1 protein-coding gene is annotated in these 1,353 nt (G+C 72.2%); it reads right to left on the bottom strand.

Annotated features, from left to right (window positions below; all coding sequences use genetic code 11):
• Positions 1-73: 73 nt before the first annotated feature.
• A complete protein-coding gene (locus ACZ7CF_RS42175; RefSeq protein ID WP_470372567.1) occupies positions 74-1,267 on the bottom strand; it encodes a DUF2637 domain-containing protein in 1,194 nt (397 codons plus the stop codon).
• Positions 1,268-1,353: the final 86 nt, after the last annotated feature.

The following is a 1,353-nucleotide window of genomic DNA, read 5'->3' as shown; positions in this document are numbered from 1 at the left end:
GCGGTCACGGTGGCGGGGCGCTCGAACTCGTCACGGTCCTCGGGACCGGTCGCGCCGGTCAGCGTCGTGATGGTCATCGCTGCACCTCCGCAAGAGTGGCCTCAGCCGTGGACTTGAGTGCGTCGCGGACTTCCGCCGCGGTGTCGGTCGAGCCCTTGAAACGGGCCAGGATCGCGCGTGCAGACGGGCGTGCCGGAAGGTCTCCGGCCTCGATCGCAGCGCGCACCTTGGGCATCAGCGCGGCGGCCTTCGGGGAGAGTTTCGGCTGTACGATCGCGGTGTCGTCCTCCCGCACGGGCGGCACCACCGACAACTGCGGCGCACCGGTCGCCGACGGCTCGTCAGCTGACGCCGCGGCCTCGACCGGGCTGAGGGTGACCGGAAGGATGAGCCCTCCGACGATGGTCAGCGCACCCTTACGAGCAGCCACCCGGTCGGCCTTGCGCTGGTGCCGCACGATCACCCTCGCCACAGCCCGGTCACGGCGTGAGGACTCCGGGCCGACGCCGTAGCGGTCCACCCACGCCGCACGCCACGCCTGGTCCGCCGTGACGTCCGCACCCCGCGCCATCGCGACCGACGCAGCTGCCCACGACAGCCGCGGGAACCGCAGCCACCGCAGCAGCCCGCGCCGCATGTCCGCCGCGCTCCGGCCATCGGCCGCAGCCTTGTCCGCGTTGTGTCGCACGTGGTGCAGCAGTACGCCCAGCAGCGACATCGCCGCCAGACACACACCCGCTACCACGCCGTAGTCCGCGGCACCGTGCAGAAGCTGAATCGCCGCGGCGACCGACGCAAGCACCCACATCCACGTCATCAGCGAGCCGATCGGCTCACCCCGCCGGCCGCGGTGATGCGCCTCGAACGCGCACACCCACGCACCGGACTCCACCGCGAGCGGGAACAACCACGACAGCGCGCCGAGGTGCAGCGTGGTAGCGGCGAACTCCTGCTGCGCCTTCCACGCCAGCGAGATGGGCGAGACGATCACCGTCGCCCACAGCGCCGACAGCAACCACGCCGGAATCCGCTCCGTCAGCCGCTCCCTCGCGGCCTTCCGCCGGTCACGTGCCTCCTGCCGCAAGGTGGCCTGCCGCTGCGCCCGCCGGTCCGCCAGCTCCGCGGCCGTCATCGCACGCGCCTGTTCGGCCTGGACCAGGGTCAGCGTGGCCTGCGCCCTGCGCTCATCAGCGGCAGCGCGCTGCTGCTCGGCAAGGCCCTGCGCGGCGATGCGCTCAGCGCGCCGGTCGTAGAACGTCGCGGTCATCGAACACCCTCCTCAGCAGCGTGCGCACGGGAACGGATCGAGTGCCCGGACAGGACCGGACTGTGGGGCGGGGACAGGTGCCGCAG

It is taken from the genome of Lentzea sp. NPDC036955 (assembly GCF_055608005.1).
The sequence above is the reverse complement of the archived record's forward strand: the minus strand, read 5'-3'. Positions and strand labels throughout refer to the sequence as shown.

Bases quoted from the DNA above. Each gene is read 5' to 3' on its own strand.
- ACZ7CF_RS42175 (WP_470372567.1), bottom strand. From the start codon at position 1,267: ATGACCGCGACGTTCTACGACCGGCGCGCTGAGCGCATCGCCGCGCAG.